Origin of the sequence: Ferrimonas gelatinilytica (genome assembly GCF_039544205.1) — a bacterium.
Classification (GTDB): Bacteria; Pseudomonadota; Gammaproteobacteria; order Enterobacterales; family Shewanellaceae; genus Ferrimonas; species Ferrimonas gelatinilytica.
Map to the genome: position 1 here is coordinate 262298 of NZ_BAABLF010000005.1, position 17012 is coordinate 279309.

Genomic DNA, 17012 nt, shown 5'->3' on the forward strand with positions numbered 1-17012 from the left:
ATCTGCGGTGGCTTTTTTGACTGTCCGGGACGACCGCCTCAGCGGACGATATAGGGCCCTATCCAGCGCGGTGGCGCGCTGAACGCCATGGACCCAAGGGCATCAAGCTGGTCGAGGGTCAGGGTGATCCGTCCGCGTTCATCGACCGCCGCCATCAGCGCCTGACCTGATTCACCGGTCGCCAAACTGTCCGGAGCAAGCTGGATCACCACACCGGTGACATCCGGCTGGAGAAGTCGAAAGGGAAAACCGGCAAAGCCCTTGAGTACCTGATCGAACTGCTGGATAAGAGCGGCCAGCTCAACCGGGCTAAAGGTGCTCTGCAGGGGATCGGCGTAGCGCAACTGCATGGCGAAATCGCATTGCGCCCCCTCCTCTACCGTCAGATCCAGCACCGCCTTATCCGTTTTGAACTCTGCTTTGAACGGCAGCAACAGTTCGTTGTGGGTATTGACCCCCAGCGGCAGGATCTCGCCCTTGAACCTCAGGGCGGCATGGGTGATCTCGCAAGGCACCATGCGCGCCCTGTGGTTGAGATAAAACGCGATGGAAACCAGCGGATAATCCGCCTTGTTAACCACCTTCATGCGATCATAAAAACCGCCATAATCCAGCATCAGCGCCTGGCTTGGCGCGCTGGCCAGCATCAACAAGCCCGCCGCCAGCGGTCGCCAAAATACACCCTTTCCCATGAACTTCCCTATGTATTCATTCTGGTTTACAGATAGATGTGGTTGTCGCCCAGCATCTGGAGCAGCTCCGCCACGTAGGCTTCTCTACGTTCGGAGTATCGGATAAGGGTCGGGATCAGGTCCTCGGCAGTTACCGGCTGACCCGCCTTTCGCAGGCCGCGACGAACGTCGCGCAGATCGTCATAGGCCCCATTTGTGTTGATGTTAAGCAGGTAAGCCGCCACCGAGGCGCGGGGATCGGCAAACTTGGCGACCTCGTGGCTCAGTCCGCTGTCGCGGGAGTTGGGCACCAGGCCGCAGCCTTTACTGAAGCACCACTGGCCGAAATAGTTATTGCCCTCTACCGCAAAACGCGAGGTGCCCCAGCCGGACTCGTTGGCGGCCTGAATCAGCACCATATCCTCGGGGACTTCGTCGACCCGCTCAAGCAGGGCCTTTAGGCTCTCCTCATCGAGGTGACGCAGTTCATAGCGGTAGTCCTCCGCCAGCTCAGTCAGGCGCTGCTCCTCGGTACTGTCCAGGGTTTTTCCCGCCTGTACACGTTCAAGTACGGAGTTCAGCCACTGGCGCTGCGCCAGGATTTTTTGGTTTTCCTCCGCAACCAGGGGGCGGAGAAAACCGAAAAAAGCGGCTTTCTTTGCCTGCACATCGGTGTAAAGAGAGAAGTCCGGCGCCTGCATCCGGGTCGGGTTTTTCTCCAGCCTCGGAAACGACGACGAGGTCACCTCCGGCGGCAGCGAGGTCTGAATGACAATCATCGCCAGCGCGACTGCTGCCAGCCCGAGGGTAATGCGTCCGATACGTCCACTTCTCATACCGGTTAGGCCTCGAAGCTGTCTGGTTTCGATACCGGCGTGCTTTCACCGGCGTGCGCCGGCTCCTCGGTCGCAGGCGTGAGCTCCGGGAAAAGCTCACGGAACAGCACCCCTTTGCCATAGAAGTAGTAAGGGACGGTAACCACCAGCGCCACCCCCATGGTCATAAAGGAGGCCACCATCAACACCGCCATCACCACGTAGAAAGGGAACACCAGAAGAAGGTTACGATGAACCACCTTGGCGGAATTCAACATTGCCCGCAATGGAGAGCCACGATGAAACAGGTAGTAGAGGTTGGCCTGACTCAGCACTGCCATCAGGTAGAGCCCGGGCAGCACCATCATGTAGGTTCCAAGGCTGGTCAAGACTTCGGTTACCAGTGCGATCAACACCAGGGGAACCGCCATTGCCCAGGTATTAAATACCTGCATGACGCTGGCATCCTGCCCGGTGGCGCGACGCCAACCCAGGTAGGCCAAACCCGCGCCAAACGGCGCCCACAGGGTGAGCATCAGCATCTGCAGTGGCAACGTCTCGTTCATCAGGTTCGCGACGGCCTCTTCATCGGCCAGATCCATCGGCAGTTCGATGCCCAACAACGATAATCCCAGCGTCAACACCCCCATAGTGATGGCGAAGACCAATAGCGACGCACCCAGTATGGGTTGGAGGCCAGCCTTAGTGTGCAGCCAAGTCTCTTTGAGGATGGAGAGCAGGTCGGGGTTTCGCATGAAAGTCTCTAATGCCTTACTGGAAAATTCAGGGCGGCATTATAGCGCGACCCGGGCTCCGGTAAAAACCGCACCACGAACCAAACCGTTAGCGATCAGGAAAGGTTCATAAATCCGGCGTCAATGTGACACCCTGACGCTAAACTTGCACTTTTGGCAACGAAAACGTTACCAACTTTGCATTCAGGTTTCCATCGGGGAACGATGACGTCGTTAGGCGCATAGAAGCGCTTTGGTCTTGGCCTGAACGCCAGTAAGATCCGCCTCTTATATGTTTAACTCGGAACCATGCGTCAATACGCAGACACAGGCTGATGACAACCGATTTCCCACAGGCGGTGATCCGCTTAAACGCCATCGACAAGGCATTCGACAGTAAAGCGATCCTGACGCAATTCGATCTCACCATTTACGACGGTGAGTTTGTCACCCTGCTGGGCCCTTCCGGCTGCGGAAAAACCACCGTGCTGCGTATCATCGCCGGTTTGGAGCAGCAGGACAGTGGCACCATCATGCTGGGCGGAGAGATAATCTCCGATCTTCCCGCCGAAGACCGCAGCGTCAACACCGTGTTCCAGAGCTATGCCCTCTTCCCTCACATGACGGTTTACGACAACATCGCTTTCGGTCTGCGCACCAAGCGGGTGCCCGAGACGGAGATAGCGGCCCGTATCACCGAGGTACTGGCGATGGTGCAGTTGACCGGCTTCGAACGACGCAAGCCCGCCGAGCTCTCCGGCGGTCAGCAACAGCGGGTGGCAATTGCCCGGGCAGTCGTCAACAAACCCAGGGTCTTGCTGCTGGATGAAAGTCTCAGCGCGCTGGATTACAAACTGCGTAAGCAGATGCAGCTGGAGCTCAAGCGGATACAACGTCAACTGGGGATTACCTTTGTGTTCGTGACTCACGACCAGGAGGAGGCCTTGTCGATGTCGGACCGCATCGTGGTGATGAATGAGGGACGGATACAGCAACAGGGCACACCCCGCGAGATCTACGAAACGCCGGCCAATCTGTTTGTTGCCCGTTTTATCGGCGAGTCCAATATCCTCGATGCCACCATTGAGCGCCTGCTTGAACCCGGCACCTTCCTCGCCCGCATAGAGGGTGGCAGTTACCCGATCCACAGTGAGCTGCCGCTATCGACGGGGGATCGGGTTCACGTCCTGTTACGCCCGGAAGATCTGCGGCTGCAGGAGATCAACAACGGTGATAACCAAACCGGCCTTTCCGGCACCGTGCTTGAGCGCAACTACAAAGGTATGACACTGGATTCACTGATCGCCCTCGACAGCGGTAAGCAACTGCAGATCTCTGAATTCTTCGACGAGGATGATCCGGATTTTGACCACCGTCTGGGCCAGCGCGTTGCCATTACCTGGGTCCCAAGTTGGGAAGTGGTCCTGCCCCATGAATAGACAAGGCTTCAAGTGGCTGAGCCTGGGTCTGTTGACCGGCTGGCTGGTGATCTTCGTGCTTTTCCCCAACCTGATGGTGCTGGCGGTCTCCGTCATGACACCGGACCTGCGTGAACTGGTGCGTCCCGAGTTCAGCCTCGAAAGCTACCTCAGATTGGTCGATCCGCTCTACCTGGATGTGGTGCTCCACTCCTTTTACCTGGCGGGGATCTGTACCTTGATCTGCCTTTTGGCCGGTTACCCGGCAGCCTGGATCATCGCTCACACCAGCAAACGGATGCAGGCGTTTTTACTCTTCCTGTTCATCATCCCCTTCTGGACCAACTCCCTAATCCGCACCTACGCAATGAAGGTGATCCTCGGCAATCGGGGCATCATCAACAAAACCTTGATGGAGCTGGGACTGATCGACAGCCCCATCCGGATGCTGTACACAGAAACCGCGGTGATCCTGGCGCTGGTCTATATCCTGTTGCCCTTTATGATCCTGCCGCTTTACGCCAGCATCGAGAAGCTGCCCAGCAGCTACCTGGAGGCCGCACGGGACCTGGGCAGCCGGAAATTCCGCACCTTCCGCACCGTGGTCTGGCCCTTGACCCTTCCGGGCGTGATCTCCGGTTGTCTGCTGGTCTTCCTACCCGCCATGGGCATGTTCTACATTGCCGATCTGCTCGGCGGTGCGGGCAACCTTTTGATCGGAAATATCATCCGTGATCAGATTCTGGTCACCCGCAACTGGCCCTTCGGTGCTGCCCTGTCGGTCACACTGATTGCCACCATGGCACTGATGCTCTGGATCTATCAACGGACGCTCAAGGCGATGCAGGGAGGGAGAGTGTGATGAAAAGGTTCGCCAAATGGGGTTTCATCGGCCTGCTGATCTTCTACCTCTATCTGCCCATTGCGGTATTGGTGGCCAACAGCTTTAACAGCACCAAGAGCGGGATCCGCTGGGGGGGCTTCACCACCAAGTGGTACGACGCCATGTGGGCCAACAGTGGCTTAATGGAGGCCGCCCTGCACTCCCTGACCATCGCGACCCTCGCCGCCACCCTGGCCACATTGATAGGCACTCTGGCAGCGGTCGCGCTGTATCGCTACCGGTTCCGCGGCAAGATGGCACTGAATGGCATGCTGTTTGTGGTTATGACCTCGCCTGATATCGTCATGGCGGTTTCGCTGCTGGCACTCTTCGTGGCGGTCGGGGCAACGCTGGGGTTCTGGTCGCTGCTGGCCGCTCATATCACCTTCTGCCTCCCCTTCGTGGTGATCACGGTCTACAGTCGTTTATCCGGCTTTGACCGAACCGTGTTGGAGGCTGCGCGGGACCTGGGTGCCAGCGAGTTTCGGATCTTCCACCGAATCATACTGCCAATGGCCTTGCCCGCCATCGCCGGTGGTTGGTTGCTCAGCTTCACCCTAAGCTTGGACGATGTGATCATCAGCTCCTTTGTCACCGGCCCGAGCTACGAGATCCTGCCCATCAAGATCTTTTCCATGGTTAAGGTGGGCGTAACACCAGCGGTGAATGCCCTGGCCACCCTGATGCTGCTGCTTTCTCTGCTGTTGGTGGTCATCTCACAATTTTTACTCAAACAGAAAGTCACCGACTGATACGGCGGTGCAGGAACAACGAGGGACAGGTAATGCTTGGAATGAAGAGAGTGCTGGCAGCTGTGGTGCTGGCCGCGGTGGGCGGGTTAGCCCAGGCTGACGATGACGTGGTCTACTTCTACAACTGGTCAGAGTATATCCCTGATGGCTTGTTACAGGAGTTCGAACAGGAGACGGGGATCCGCGTGATCTATACCACCTACGACTCCAACGAGGCGATGTACGCCAAGCTCAAGCTCACCGGCTCTGAGGGCTATGATCTCGTGGTTCCCAGCACCTATTACATCGCCAAGATGGCGGAAGAAGGGATGCTCAAGCCCCTGGATAAGACGCAGCTGAGCAACCTGGTGCATTTGGATCCGGCGCTTCTGGACAAGGAGTATGATCCCGGCAACCATTACTCCCTGCCCTACATCTGGGGCGCCACCGGCATCGGCATCAATACCGATGAGGTGGATCCTGCCACCATCACAGGCTGGAAGGACCTCTGGGATGAGCAGTGGCGCGGCGAGCTGATGCTAATGAACGATCCCCGCGAAGTGTTCCATATGGCTCTGAAAATTCTGGGCTACAGCTCCAACAGCCGGGATCCGAAAGAGATCGAGGAAGCTTACCAACTGCTGACTGAGTTGATGCCCAATGCGCTCACCTTCAACTCCGATAACCCGGGCGCTCCCTATGCCGCCGGGGATACCGTGCTCGGCATGATCTGGAACGGGTCAGCGTTTGAAGCGCAGAAGGAGGATCCCGCCATCAACATGATCTATCCCAAAGAGGGGGCGATCTTCTGGATGGACAACCTGGCGGTCCCGGCAGGGGCAAAGAACGTCGAAGCTGCCCATAAACTGATCAACTTCCTGCTGCGCCCCGAAGTGGCGGCCAAGGTGTGCGAGGAGATTGGATACCCGACACCGAACAAGACTGCCAAGTCACTGTTGGATAAAGATTTCGCTGAAAATCCCATGGTCTTTCCCCCGGCCGACGTCATTGAAGCAGGGGAGTTCCAATCCGACGTCGGTGAAGCCGTGGAGATCTACGATCGCTATTGGCAACGTCTGCGCACCGGTCGTTGACGCGACACGCGCCGCTCAAGGCTGCTTCGGCAGCCTTTTTCGTCTCTGACACCCTCACGGTGGCTGTTCATTCCCACAAGTCATGTTAACGTCAGAAGACTCGATCCATGTGAAGATCTCTATGTCACTCTTTCATCACTGCTTATTACTGGATGGCCTGGGTGGCGCGCGGCCAACGCACTCGGCCGCGCCGCCGGCCGGCGGGCTCACCTGGCTTCACCTTGACTATCGCCATCAAGATGCCCGCGAGTGGCTCTCCCAGCAGGAGGACCTGCCGCAGTGGGTCCGCCATGCCCTGCAGGATGAAGACACCCGGCCCCGTATCCAGGAGGATTCTCAAGGGGTACTGATCTGCCTGCGCGGACTCAATTTCAACGGCGGACAACCGGTAGAGGATATGGTGGCGATCCGACTCTGGATCACGAAACATCGGGTGATCAGCAGCCAGTCCCGTGCGCTGAAATCGGTGGACGATCTGGTGGAGCGCCTGGCCCAGGGCAAGGGGCCACATACTAGCGCAGAGCTGGTTATCGCATTGACACGGAGCCTGATCCTGCGCATGAGCGATACCCTGGATACACTGGAAGAGACCGTTTCCTCCATGGAAGCGCAGATGCTGGATGATCTGGTACTGGATACCCGAGTGCCGCTCACGGAGCTGCGTCGCCAGGTCATCACCCTTAAGCGCTATCTGGGCCCCCAACGGGAGGCGCTGGCGCACTTAGAAGAGCTGGAGGTGGATCTCTTCAGTCCGGCTCAGCAGCACTATCTAAGAGAGTTGGGGGCACGTCTTTCCGCCCACCTGGACCTACTGAGCGAGGTTCGTGAGCGCGCAACGGTGGTTAATGAAGAGAACCTCAGCCGCACCACGGACCGCATGGACCAGCGGATGTACCTGCTCTCTTTGATCGCGGCCGTATTCCTGCCCCTGGGCTTCCTTACAGGGCTGTTCGGCGTCAATATTGCCGGGATGCCGGGTACGGACTCCCCGATGGCATTTTGGTGGTTTGTTGCCAGTATGACCCTTATCGGCGTGGTGGTTACCGTGGCGTTCCGACTCAAACGCTGGCTCTAATACGCACAAAGCGACCCTAGAGGGTCGCTTTGTCGTCGAATATGGAGGCGCGTCCCGGAGTCGAACCGAGGTCCACGGATTTGCAATCCGCTGCATAGCCACTCTGCCAACGCGCCATATTGAACTGATGAAGCTTGAGCGTTCGCTCTCTCCTTCAGCGGCCGCCATTAAGCCAGAGACAACGTGTGCATGCAATGGAAAAGCACAGCGAATTTGAGCTGGATCCGATATTTAGCCTCGTTAACTGTCCGTGGCGGTCAAGCTTTGTCCATCATGGTCGTTACTCATTCCTTGCCCCATAAACCTACACTTTGCGCCATCTCATGCCCTGCCAAAGGGGTACGCAGACCAGGGCGTATCTTTGCCCGTTCGGCATCGCTTTAGCCGGCGGCGAAGCGAGTGGCTGGCCCCACTTCCAGACCCAAGGTATCGAGAACACGACATTCATAGATATCGATGATGCGTGCTACCGGGTATCCGACCATCTGCTCTATCGCCCTCCTCCGTCCCGACACGACACTGTGCCCTGAACGGAGTGATGGTGAGGACACCAGAAACACAAACACCACGCCCGGGAGCGTGGTGTTGATGTTAATGATTCGACGAGGCTTAGCTGACGGCGGCGATCGCCTTGATGATCAGCGGCAGGTTCTGCTCTGTAAGCCCTGCGACATTGATCCGCCCGGAACCCACGATGTAGATACCAAACTCCTCTTGCATCGCCTTCACCTGCACCGGGCTCAACCCAGAGAAACTGAACATGCCATTCTGACGTTCGATGAAGCTGAAGTCGCCAGCGACACCTTCCGTTGCGAGCCCCGCGACAAAAGCGTGACGCATGGCGTGGATCCGTTCTCGCATCTGTCCGAGTTCCTCCAACCACAACGCCTTCAGGGCGGTGTCCCCAAGGATCGTAGCCACCACCGCGGCCCCGTGGCTTGGCGGGTTGGAGTAGTTAGCCCGTACCACCCGTTTGACCTGAGACAAGGCCCGGTCAGCGGATGCCCCATCGCCGGCTATCACCGTCATGGCGCCGATGCGCTCATTGTAGAGACCGAAATTTTTGGAGAAAGAGTTCGCAATAAGCAGCTCATCCAACTGCGCAGCAAACTGGCGCAATCCGGCGGCATCCTGCTCGACATCAGTGGCAAAGCCCTGATAGGCGAAGTCAAATAGCGGTAGCCAGCCCCGCGCTTTCGCACTTTGCGCCAAACGGTCCCACTGTGAACCACTGGGATCGATACCGGTCGGGTTGTGGCAGCAACCGTGCAGCACGACTAGGTCCTCGGGCCCGAGGGTATCAAGATCCGCCAGCATGCCGTCAAAATCCAGCGCCCTCTCGGCTTTGTCGTAATAACGGTATTCCCGCACTTCGAACCCGCAAACCTCGAAGATCTGTCGATGGTTTGCCCAACTTGGGTTGGAGATCCAGACGCGCCGAACCTCGGTATTGCCCTTAACGAAGTCTCCTGCGATCCGCAGTGCGCCCGTGCCACCGGGCGCCTGAACGGTGCGGGCCCGCCCCTCAATGAGCACGGCATGATCGGCACCGAGCAGCAAGGGTTGGACCAAGGAGCGAAACTGGGCATGACCATCGATCCCAAGGTAACTTTTCGTCTGCTCATCCGCCAACAGACGCGCCTCTGCCTGCTTAACGCAGTGCAACACCGGCGTGTCGCCTACCTCGTCCTTATACACCCCGACACCGAGATTTACCTTACCCTCGCGAGGGTCGGCACGAAACGCTTCGTTGAGGCCCAGGATGGGATCGGCAGGTGCTAATTCTATCTTTTCAAACATAGGCTTAGAGGCTACTTCTCGTTATGGTTATCGGCAGGTAACTCTACCATTAAAGCGCTGTTGAGTCTCTCCTCAGCGACGGGCAAAAGCGATAGACCAGTCCCAGAGTCGAGTCTTAGCGACGAACGGCCCGGATAAGCAGATTGCGCGGGGTGGTGTCACGTTCTGCAAAGGTCAATACGCTGACCTCATAGCCCTGCTCCTTCAGGTACAGAGCCCTGTCCAACACCAGGTAAAGCTCCAATGGACGCCGAAAGGTGTGGCGTAACAGCTCCAGACGGATCTGGCGCTGCCAAGCCATTTCACCAAGGCTCTGGTAGTGGTTCCAATCTATCGGGGCGGTCAGGCTCAGGCCACGCTGCGCGTCCGCCCACTGGCAAAACGCCGCGAACCCCTCGCCGAGGATAGACTTGGCGCAGGATGGCACCTGCAGACTCGCCACTTCCCCCTTTTGATCCTGGTAGAGCGCCTTAAGCCCCAGACGATAGGAGACCTCAATGCGGCGAAGCCGGCGCACCTTTGCCGGTGCTGTCGCCGTTTCCTCTACCGCCAGGCGCAGTTCCGACTTGCTCAGCGCCAACCCCCGACGCTTGGCATGTGCAGAGAAGTGTTGGTAGTGAGGTTGGGCTGTAAGGTGGTAGCAGCAAGGACTAACGAGCAGGTTAGGGATCCGTTCGGCAACGCCCAGTTGCAGCAGTTGGCCATGCAGGTCGCCACAGGCGTGCAGCGCCATCGCCGTACCTACCCCTGGAAGTTGGTTTGCCACCGAGGGGGCCATCACATCCTGGCAAACGAAGCGCTGTGCGGTGCCATTGCGCTGTGCCAAGCGGGCGCCCTCTTCACACAGCGCGCCATCGTATTCCAAAGAGCAGACGGGTTGTTGGAAGCGGTGGGACGTCAAACGACCCAAATGCCCTTTTCCGGCACACCATTCGAGATAGGTGCCTTCATGGTGTTCCAAGTTGGCGCAAAACGCCTGAATTTGAGACCACTTGCGGCCGGGAATATGGGCAAACTGCCGGGGGTTGGGGATAAAGTCCAACTCGGTGACGCCCCGAGGCACCTTGATCAGAGGAAGCAGTGATGACAGAGCCGGCAGGTAAGGAGCGAGCCAGTGGATTCTGCGCTCGTCATCCTGCTCGAGGTGCTCAAGCTCGCTGTCACTGAGCGCCATCAACGCGGTCGCCAGTTCAGGAAAACGCGTTAACCACACCGGGTATGGATCGACAAATGGGGGAGAACGCCAAAAGGGTTCACCAGCGATTAACGCCTCCCGCAGGCGGTCAAATCTCTGCTGCAGATCCATATCGATGCACCTATCCAAGAGCAATCCAAGCGATCACGGGGCAAGGTAGGCTTCAAAGCATCCGCTTAAGAAGCAGGTCAGCCCTTACACGCTGGAGGCGTTTAAGCAGCCGGGTAACCTGGGCCGGGTACTCATTGAGCGACTCCAGTTCCTGGTGGTTATTCAGACGCGTCGTGTGTTGAAGGATGGTTTGGCGCTCACGTTCAAACTTGGCCTTTAGCTGCCCCCGGTTATCCTGCAGCAGTAGACCATTTTCCAGGTCCAGGGCCCAGGCACGAGGATTCAGGTTATTGCCGGTCAGCAGATAGTGGCGGTCATCGACCTGAATGCCTTTAAGGTGGAAGCTGTTGCTGTTATCAAACCACAGTTGCAGATCCAGCAGACCATGGTCGATAGCCCCCTGGTAACGCTTGGCGAACCGTTTGAGGTTCTGCTCATACAGGTAGGGCAAGGCGCCTACCGATGAGAACCCCTGCTCCGGCGGCATGTAGAAATCATTGGCCGTTTTGTCACCCACCACGATCTGGACTCTCACGCCCCGCTTCAACAAGCGGCCAATCACCGAGCTTAACTGGCTAGGCAGGTTGAAATAGGGGGTACAGATGAAAACCGAGCTGCGCGCCCCCTTAAGCATATCGATGATGGTGCGGTTCAACTGATTGGATTGACGCCCAAGTCCAATCAGCGGGAATACGGTCACCGAACCTGTGCCGTTATCTTCCGGTAAAGCGTAACTCGCTCGACTCAGGCGCATCTTCAGCTGTTTAATGCTGCGCCGCAGCGCCTTGACACTGGGGATCGGAGTATCGAGGAGGGAGACAACCGCTTCACTGCCGATCAAATCCTCAAGCATGAAGTTAGAAAGGCTGTCCGACAGGACCGGATCATGGATCAAATGGTAACGATCATACCGGTAGCGCTCTTGCCACTGCAGGTAGACATCATTGATGCTGGCACCGCTATAAACCACGGTATCATCGATGACGAAGCCCTTGAGGTGCAGAACGCCAGCCCACTCCCGGCTTTTGACCGGAACACCGTATAACTCGATCTGAACCGGCGCGTACTTCTGGGCTACCTCACGGTAAAACTGATCATTGCCAACCTGCGGCCCCTTGCCGATGAGCCCCCGCTGTGCCCGGTGGAAATCCACCAGTACCCGGACATCAAGATCCGGTGTCCTCTTTTTCGCTTCGTACAGCGCCTCCATAATCGCCCGGCCAGCATCGTCATTTTGCAGGTACAGCGCGGCAATATGGATTCGGCGGGTAGCGGAAGCGATGAGTTGAAACAGGCGGTCTCGATACTCGGCGGTGCTAGTCAGCACTTCGATACTGGACGCCTCCAGGGTACGTCCGGAAAGCGTTTGCTGCCAGCGATCAGGGGATTGGGATGCCAATTGCATAGTATTCTTTTCCCACCCAGTTAGCCGGACGGGGTAATGAGGTCCATATGTTTCGGCCAGCGTTACGCCAGAATCATCGGCAATCGCGGCAACAGAGATTGAAGAACTAGCGCGCTAGTAAAACAGACCCCCTTAACTTGAGCAAGTCTATTAGAAAAATGACTGACAGCACTTGCACTTAGCAGTGCTGCCAAGAGATTATTTGTGGACCGGATCACCCGGGAGGAAATTCGTTCAGGCGAACGTCACGGCCGTCACGGCTAGAAGCACGATAACACCCAGAGCGAAGACGGTTGTGTATAACGCGTAGCGTAGATTGTCACTCATCAGTCTTTACCATAGCTATCTCAATGTTATTTCATTATGGTCAACGCTTTCCTTCAGTATCAAGTCAGGCAATAACTCTATGCGCATCCTAGCCATCGTCCTAATTCTGCTCAGCCTCAACAGGGCTTACGCCGATTACGCAGATTTTAAGACCCTGCTGCCCCTTGGCAGCCAGATGGCACTGTTGATCACCGATACGGACGGTAACCCTCTCTACGAATTCAATGCCGATCGGCAGATGATCCCTGCCTCCACCCTGAAACTGGTCACAGCGACGGCTGCCTGGCTCGAACTCGGCGAGTCTTTCCGTTTCGTGACCGAATTCCGGGGTCCGAGGCCGGTGATGGATCAACTGCCCGGGGATCTTGTTTTGATGATGCGTGGCGATCCTACCCTGCGCAGGGCCGATCTTTCCTACATGGTGCAGACACTGGCTCGGGAGGGAGTCAGGCAGATCAATGGTGATCTGATCCTCGACGGACACCTATTTGACGGGTATGACCGCGCCCCGGGTTGGCCCTGGGATGACTTGGGGATCTGTTACGCCTCCCCTGCCTCTGCCGTTATGCTGGATAAAAACTGTGCCACGGTGGCGATCCGAAAGCGCGCTAACCGGTTGAGCCTGCAGAAGCCAGCCCACCTTCCGATCTCCGTCGAACAGGAGCTGAGACTGGCCCCCACCTCCTCTCTCTGCCCGCTGGAGATGGACAGGAAGCCCGAGAACCATTACACACTGCGCGGCTGCCTCAACGAGCCAACGACGCTGGCCATTGCGGTAACCGATCCCCACCACTATGTCACAGAGATCCTTTACCAGCAGCTCAGCGCAGCAGGTATCCGTCTGCATGGTGAGATCCGGGTAGGTGAAGGCCAACCAGGGCAGCCAGTCTTGGCGCAACATCAGTCTGCACCCTTGAGCACTCTACTTAGGAGGGTGCTGGAGGATTCGGATAATGCCTTGAGCGAGGCGTTACTGCGGACCATTGCCCACTCATTTCACCATCAGGGAGGAAGCTTTCCGGGAGGCATTGTCGCGGTTAAGCAGATCCTGCGCAAACAGCTCGGAATAGATTTAAGCAACAGTGATCTCTTCGATGGCTCCGGGCTCAGCCGTTACAACCTGATAAGCGCCCGTCAACTGGCACAGGTACTTATGGCCTGGCAGCAGGATCCACGCCTCGCTGAGTTGCGCAACCTGCTCCCCATCGCAGGTGAAAGTGGCACTCTGAAGTGGCGGTCTGGTCTCAAACCGATCAGCGGGAAGCTCGCAGCGAAAAGTGGCAGTTTCAAACAGGTGCGAAACCTTGCCGGATACCTGCAACGGGAGGGAGACTCCCCGCTGATTGTAATCCAGCTGATCAACGGCCTGGTCGGTGATCAGAAAACCATCGCCATGGAGTTATCTCAGTTCGAGCAGAATCTCTACCGCTGCATCACTGAGGACTGCATGAGCAGTTTGAATCAGGCACAGACTCAGTAGACTCAAGTAGTCATTCACAGGCGCACCTAAATCGAGTTTTTATTGAGCTGGCCGATAAAATCCTGAAGTTCATTTTCATCGGCTGACTCAAACTCCCCCTTGGAGCCACCACACCCGACCCTTAACCACACCCTCTGCTCACCACGTTTGAGTTGCGCAAAGTTTTTTCACGTTCAGTAAAGTCGACTATAACTTACTCATTGGCCGTCAAAATCGGCCATCATGGGGGAGTGACCAATTATGTCGATGAAAAGCGCTAAGGAATTTGCCGCCTGGATGATTGATCGATTTGGCGACTATGAGGAAGGGGTTTATTTAGACAAAGAGGATCTGAAAAGCCTGTCAGGACGCCATACGTTAAGGCAGGATTTTATTGCCGACGTTCATTTCGAGCTCACCCGGCGCGGCATGGGATTTGTCACCGACACGCTCAGGGAAAAGTATTACCTGTTTTACTTACCCGAACTCTATTGGAAAGAGGTGGCGGATCACTATAAACCCGCCGCCACCATCCATGAGATCCCGGCCAGAAAAATCCAGGGCCGGCGTTCTTAACCGCCGGCCTCCGCTTTAGAAGAGGTCGGCGGGCATCCCCTTGGTGATCTCAACGTCCGAGAGTGCGGACGCCAGATGGGCGTCAAATCTTGGGAAGATACGGGCAAAAAAGAATCGCATTAGATGTGTTTTGCGCGCTGACAAAGCGGGCTCCGCATGGTCAAAAACCGTGGCCATCTTTAACCACATCAGTCCGTAGACCGCGTAACCCATGGCGTGCAGGTAATCAACCGCTGCCGAGTTAAGCGCATCCGCCGCCTCATCGCTGGCTTTGAGCGTCATCGCCGCATCCAGCAGGTCGCCAAAGGCCTGACGAATCCGGGATGCCTCAGTGTCCCACTGCGCCGGAAGTTCAGCACAGGTGCTCTCCAGCTCCTGGACCAGCAATTTGAGCACCGCCCCGTCGTGGGGTTGGACCTTACGCCCGAGCAGATCCAGCGCCTGGATCCCATTGGTGCCCTCATAGATTTGGGCAATGCGCACATCCCGAACCAATTGCTCTACCCCGGTCTCACGGATATAACCGTGACCACCGAACACCTGCTGACTCAGTACGCTGCACTCAAGCCCCAGATCGGTGAAAAAGGCCTTACACAGTGGTACCAACAGCCCCACTAAGGACTGAGCAGCTGACTGCTCCCCTTCGCCAAACTTAGTTTTATCCAACTGCAGGCCGGTAAATACCGCCAGCGCGCGACCCGCTTCCGTCAAGGCCGCATTAGTCATCAGCATCCGGCGCACGTCGCCATGAGCCAGAATCGGCAGGGCTGAGCCATCCTTACCCTGGCCCTGGTTACGCTCCTTGGCGTAGGAGGCCGCCATCTGGTACCCCGCTTCCGCACACCCCAGTCCCTGGATCCCGATAGAGAGACGCTCGTAATTCATCATGGTGAACATGGCATGCAAACCACGATTCGCCTGACCCACCAACTCACCTCGGGCGCCATCAAAGTGCATGACGCAGGTAGCAGAAGCCTGGATCCCCATCTTGTGTTCGATGGAGCCACAGGTCACCCCATTGGCTTCACCAAGGGCTCCATCCGCCTTGACCTGATATTTGGGCACCACGAACAGGGAGAGACCACGGCTACCCGCCGGGGCATCGGGTAATCGCGCCAGTACCAGGTGGATGATGTTTTCAGCCAGGTCATGGTCGCCACCGGTGATAAAGATCTTGGTGCCCGTGATCCGATATTGGCCATTCTCATCGAGCTCCGCCTTGGTTCGCACCGGACTGAGATCGGAGCCCGCTTGCGGTTCCGTCATGTCCATGGCGCCGGTCCACTCGCCACTGTAGAGCTTGGGAAGATAGAGGGCTTTCTGCGCTTCAGTGCCATGGCTGGCCAAGCAAAGTGCAGCACCTGCCGTCAGGGAACTGTAAAGTGCGAACGCGTTTGAGGCGCTATAGCACATCTCTTCAAACAATACCCCCAGCATCTTCGGCATCCCCATCCCGCCATACTGAGGATCGCCGCCAAACCCCACCCACCCGGACTGAGCATAAAGCTGATAGGCTTCCTTATAACCATCCGGCGTAGTGACTACACCATCTAGGATCCGCACCCCCTGCTCATCACCAGGTCGGTTGATTGGCGCAATCACTTCTGAGGTCAACCGCGCGCCCTCGTCCAAGATGGCCATCGCCGTGTCCATCTCGATGGCGTCTGCCATCGCGGGCATCTTGGCCCACTCTGATTCCGCCTTGAAAACGTCCTTGAGTAGAAACTGCATATCCTTCAGTGGCGCGTGGTAGTTCATGGGGGATCCCTTCAGTAGTAACTAACGGTCAATTTAAACGCTCGTTTCATATTAAGCGACTTCGGGATGAAAGCAAGCCTTGGCTGCATCATGACCAGCCACCCTATCAGGGGCAATGGCTCACCGACGAAACTGCGAGTTGTGACCGCGCTGACTAAGCGTTGGCACGCCTGAAACGGGTCCGAAAAGGTATAAAAAACGCCAAAGCCGACAGGGCTTTGGCGTCCGTGTATGCAACCTGCTTACGCAGATATGGAACGGTTGATCTCGCGCAGCGCAGCCAGGGGGTCCAAAGCTCGGGTGATGGGGCGACCAATCACCAGATAATCGCTGCCAGCAGCCAGTGCTTGTGCCGGTGTCATGACCCGCTGCTGATCGCCCAGTTCCGCCCCCTCAGGGCGGATCCCCGGCGTAACCAACTCAAATTCAGGACCCAGTTCGCCTTTGAGCATCGCCGCCTCTCGCGCCGAGCATACGACGCCATCCAGACCGGAGGACTTTGCCAAGGTGGCCAAACGCAGCACCTGGGCATCCCCATCGGGGTCAATACCGATCTCAGAGAGCTCTGACTCATCCATGCTGGTCAACACGGTGACCGCGATGAGTTTGGGAGCCCTCTCTCCGAACGGTTCCAGCGCCTCGGCGGCAGCCTTCATCATTCTACTGCCACCGGATGCATGAACATTAACCATCCAGACCCCTAGCTGGGCCGCCGCCGCCACGGCGCGGGCCACCGTGTTCGGAATATCATGGAACTTGAGGTCGAGGAAAACATCGAAGCCCTGCCCCACCAGGGATTTGACGAACTGTGGACCAAAAAGCGTGAACATCTCCTTGCCCACTTTCAACCGACACTCGCTGGGGTCCAACTTATCAACAAACGCCATCGCCTCAGACTCATTTGAAAAGTCCAAAGCAACTAACACTTTAGCGCCCAGGTTCATCTATTTTCTCCAATAT

At 57.1% G+C, this 17012-nt stretch carries 16 protein-coding genes and 1 tRNA gene; 7 read left to right on the forward strand and 10 right to left on the reverse strand.

Annotated elements, in window-relative coordinates; all coding sequences use genetic code 11:
- Positions 1-38 precede the first annotated feature (38 nt).
- The 3 genes from ABD997_RS03540 to ABD997_RS03550 are packed head-to-tail and all read right to left on the reverse strand — an operon-like array spanning position 39 to position 2241.
- Entirely contained in the window at positions 39-692 is a 654-nt protein-coding gene (locus ABD997_RS03540; protein WP_345315635.1) for a DUF2987 domain-containing protein, read from the reverse strand.
- A gap of 26 nt (positions 693-718) precedes the next feature.
- Entirely contained in the window at positions 719-1507 is a 789-nt protein-coding gene (locus ABD997_RS03545) for a glucosaminidase domain-containing protein (protein WP_345315636.1), read from the reverse strand.
- 5 nt (positions 1508-1512) lie between these two features.
- The gene (locus ABD997_RS03550; RefSeq protein WP_345315637.1) at positions 1513-2241 is read right to left on the reverse strand and encodes a hypothetical protein; all 729 of its coding nucleotides are present in this window, start codon (positions 2239-2241) and stop codon (positions 1513-1515) included.
- Positions 2242-2555: 314 nt separating this feature from the next.
- On the opposite strand from ABD997_RS03550, the gene potA reads away from it, so the two are divergent.
- The 5 genes from potA to ABD997_RS03575 all read left to right on the forward strand — a co-directional run bounded on the left by potA (position 2556) and on the right by ABD997_RS03575 (position 7421).
- Positions 2556-3659 (forward strand): spermidine/putrescine ABC transporter ATP-binding protein PotA, encoded by a 1104-nt coding sequence (gene potA, locus ABD997_RS03555; protein ID WP_345315638.1) that lies wholly within the window; start codon positions 2556-2558, stop codon positions 3657-3659.
- Positions 3652-4500, forward strand: coding sequence for a spermidine/putrescine ABC transporter permease PotB (gene potB, locus ABD997_RS03560; RefSeq protein WP_345315639.1), 849 nt, complete (start codon positions 3652-3654; stop codon positions 4498-4500). Before potA ends, potB begins: the two co-directional genes overlap by 8 nt.
- Positions 4500-5273, forward strand: coding sequence for a spermidine/putrescine ABC transporter permease PotC (potC, locus tag ABD997_RS03565; protein WP_345315640.1), 774 nt, complete (start codon positions 4500-4502; stop codon positions 5271-5273). Before potB ends, potC begins: the two co-directional genes overlap by 1 nt.
- Before the next feature lie 41 nt (positions 5274-5314).
- On the forward strand, positions 5315-6346 hold the full coding sequence (locus tag ABD997_RS03570) for an extracellular solute-binding protein (RefSeq protein WP_345315641.1): 1032 nt from the start codon (positions 5315-5317) through the stop codon (positions 6344-6346).
- A 121-nt stretch (positions 6347-6467) separates the two neighbouring features.
- Positions 6468-7421: a zinc transporter ZntB gene (locus ABD997_RS03575; protein ID WP_345315642.1), complete on the forward strand. Its 954-nt coding sequence runs from the start codon at positions 6468-6470 to the stop codon at positions 7419-7421.
- Positions 7422-7463: 42 nt separating this feature from the next.
- Here the strand turns inward: ABD997_RS03575 and ABD997_RS03580 are convergent.
- The 5 genes from ABD997_RS03580 to cydH form a co-directional block, all read right to left on the reverse strand.
- A tRNA-Cys gene (locus ABD997_RS03580) sits at positions 7464-7537 on the reverse strand.
- Between the two features lie 493 nt (positions 7538-8030).
- Positions 8031-9221 (reverse strand): amino acid aminotransferase, encoded by a 1191-nt coding sequence (locus tag ABD997_RS03585; RefSeq protein ID WP_345315643.1) that lies wholly within the window; start codon positions 9219-9221, stop codon positions 8031-8033.
- Between the two features lie 115 nt (positions 9222-9336).
- Positions 9337-10527 carry a methyltransferase gene (locus ABD997_RS03590; protein WP_345315644.1) on the reverse strand — a complete coding sequence of 397 codons (1191 nt, stop codon included), beginning with the start codon at positions 10525-10527 and terminating at the stop codon, positions 9337-9339.
- A gap of 52 nt (positions 10528-10579) precedes the next feature.
- Positions 10580-11932 (reverse strand): CDP-diacylglycerol--serine O-phosphatidyltransferase, encoded by a 1353-nt coding sequence (pssA, locus tag ABD997_RS03595; protein ID WP_345315645.1) that lies wholly within the window; start codon positions 11930-11932, stop codon positions 10580-10582.
- A gap of 234 nt (positions 11933-12166) precedes the next feature.
- Complete coding sequence (cydH, locus tag ABD997_RS14965; RefSeq protein ID WP_425557037.1) at positions 12167-12259, reverse strand: cytochrome bd-I oxidase subunit CydH; 93 nt, start codon at positions 12257-12259, stop codon at positions 12167-12169.
- A gap of 79 nt (positions 12260-12338) precedes the next feature.
- Between cydH and dacB the strand changes: the two genes are divergently transcribed.
- Together dacB and ABD997_RS03605 are read left to right on the forward strand one after the other, a co-directional pair.
- Entirely contained in the window at positions 12339-13739 is a 1401-nt protein-coding gene (gene dacB / locus ABD997_RS03600) for a D-alanyl-D-alanine carboxypeptidase/D-alanyl-D-alanine endopeptidase (protein WP_345315646.1), read from the forward strand.
- A gap of 240 nt (positions 13740-13979) precedes the next feature.
- The gene (locus tag ABD997_RS03605) at positions 13980-14294 is read left to right on the forward strand and encodes a hypothetical protein (RefSeq protein ID WP_345315647.1); all 315 of its coding nucleotides are present in this window, start codon (positions 13980-13982) and stop codon (positions 14292-14294) included.
- A gap of 15 nt (positions 14295-14309) precedes the next feature.
- Here the strand turns inward: ABD997_RS03605 and ABD997_RS03610 are convergent, their stop codons facing one another.
- Positions 14310-16052 (reverse strand): acyl-CoA dehydrogenase, encoded by a 1743-nt coding sequence (locus ABD997_RS03610; protein WP_345315648.1) that lies wholly within the window; start codon positions 16050-16052, stop codon positions 14310-14312.
- A 242-nt stretch (positions 16053-16294) separates the two neighbouring features.
- Positions 16295-16996 (reverse strand): orotidine-5'-phosphate decarboxylase, encoded by a 702-nt coding sequence (gene pyrF / locus ABD997_RS03615; RefSeq protein WP_345315649.1) that lies wholly within the window; start codon positions 16994-16996, stop codon positions 16295-16297.
- Positions 16997-17012 lie beyond the last annotated feature (16 nt).

Excerpts from the sequence above, each read along its gene's own strand:
- ABD997_RS03540 (WP_345315635.1), bottom strand. The coding sequence starts at position 692 with ATGGGAAAGGGTGTATTTTGGCGACCGCTGGCGGCGGGCTTGTTGATG.
- ABD997_RS03545 (WP_345315636.1), bottom strand. The coding sequence starts at position 1,507 with ATGAGAAGTGGACGTATCGGACGCATTACCCTCGGGCTGGCAGCAGTC.
- ABD997_RS03550 (WP_345315637.1), bottom strand. The coding sequence starts at position 2,241 with ATGCGAAACCCCGACCTGCTCTCCATCCTCAAAGAGACTTGGCTGCAC.
- potA (WP_345315638.1), top strand. The coding sequence starts at position 2,556 with ATGACAACCGATTTCCCACAGGCGGTGATCCGCTTAAACGCCATCGAC.
- potB (WP_345315639.1), top strand. The coding sequence starts at position 3,652 with ATGAATAGACAAGGCTTCAAGTGGCTGAGCCTGGGTCTGTTGACCGGC.
- potC (WP_345315640.1), top strand. The coding sequence starts at position 4,500 with ATGAAAAGGTTCGCCAAATGGGGTTTCATCGGCCTGCTGATCTTCTAC.
- ABD997_RS03570 (WP_345315641.1), top strand. The coding sequence starts at position 5,315 with ATGAAGAGAGTGCTGGCAGCTGTGGTGCTGGCCGCGGTGGGCGGGTTA.
- ABD997_RS03575 (WP_345315642.1), top strand. The coding sequence starts at position 6,468 with ATGTCACTCTTTCATCACTGCTTATTACTGGATGGCCTGGGTGGCGCG.
- ABD997_RS03585 (WP_345315643.1), bottom strand. The coding sequence starts at position 9,221 with ATGTTTGAAAAGATAGAATTAGCACCTGCCGATCCCATCCTGGGCCTC.
- ABD997_RS03590 (WP_345315644.1), bottom strand. The coding sequence starts at position 10,527 with ATGGATCTGCAGCAGAGATTTGACCGCCTGCGGGAGGCGTTAATCGCT.
- pssA (WP_345315645.1), bottom strand. The coding sequence starts at position 11,932 with ATGCAATTGGCATCCCAATCCCCTGATCGCTGGCAGCAAACGCTTTCC.
- cydH (WP_425557037.1), bottom strand. The coding sequence starts at position 12,259 with ATGAGTGACAATCTACGCTACGCGTTATACACAACCGTCTTCGCTCTG.
- dacB (WP_345315646.1), top strand. The coding sequence starts at position 12,339 with ATGCGCATCCTAGCCATCGTCCTAATTCTGCTCAGCCTCAACAGGGCT.
- ABD997_RS03605 (WP_345315647.1), top strand. The coding sequence starts at position 13,980 with ATGTCGATGAAAAGCGCTAAGGAATTTGCCGCCTGGATGATTGATCGA.
- ABD997_RS03610 (WP_345315648.1), bottom strand. The coding sequence starts at position 16,052 with ATGAACTACCACGCGCCACTGAAGGATATGCAGTTTCTACTCAAGGAC.
- pyrF (WP_345315649.1), bottom strand. The coding sequence starts at position 16,996 with ATGAACCTGGGCGCTAAAGTGTTAGTTGCTTTGGACTTTTCAAATGAG.